Raw genomic sequence first — 497 nt, forward strand, 5'->3', positions numbered from 1 at the left:
GCCCCGTGGCGGTTCGCCGGCCTGCTCGCGGGCGCCTGGCTCGTCGCGTACGCCCTCCTCGGCGGGCCCGCCCTCGCCGCGCTGCTCTCCGGCCGCATCGTCTCGCTGGATGCCGTCAGGGCCGCCGTCCCGGCCGCCGCCCTCGCGTGCAGCCTCGTCCCCGCCCTGTGGTGCGCCCGGTGGTTCACCGGGCGGGTGCGGCACGCCCTGGTGGTGAGCCGCTCCCGCGCCGAGTTCCGGGCCCGCGCCTGGCCCCTGCTCCTCACGGCCGCAGGCCTGTTCACGGCCGCCCTGGCCGCGCTCCTGTGGTCCGTACGGGCAGCCTCGGGGGCGCCCGCCGCCCGCCCCGGTGAGCTCGCCGCCGTCACCGCCCTCGGCGGGCTGCTCTTCCTGGCCCGGCTGCTCACCGCGCGCGGCTCCGGACGGGCCGCGGCCGTCGCCGCACTGGCCGCCTGCGGCCTGGAAGCGGCAGCGCTCGGCGCCGCGGCGCTGGAGGC

The 497-nt window shown here is 81.1% G+C and carries 1 protein-coding gene; it reads left to right on the plus strand.

Annotated features, from left to right (window positions below):
• The coding region (locus B7P34_RS38025; protein ID WP_223268630.1) for a hypothetical protein at nucleotides 1-497 on the plus strand (497 nt) is incomplete at both ends.

It is taken from the genome of Streptosporangium nondiastaticum, from assembly GCF_003011965.1.
Lineage (GTDB): Bacteria > Actinomycetota > Actinomycetes > Streptomycetales > Streptomycetaceae > Streptomyces > Streptomyces nondiastaticus.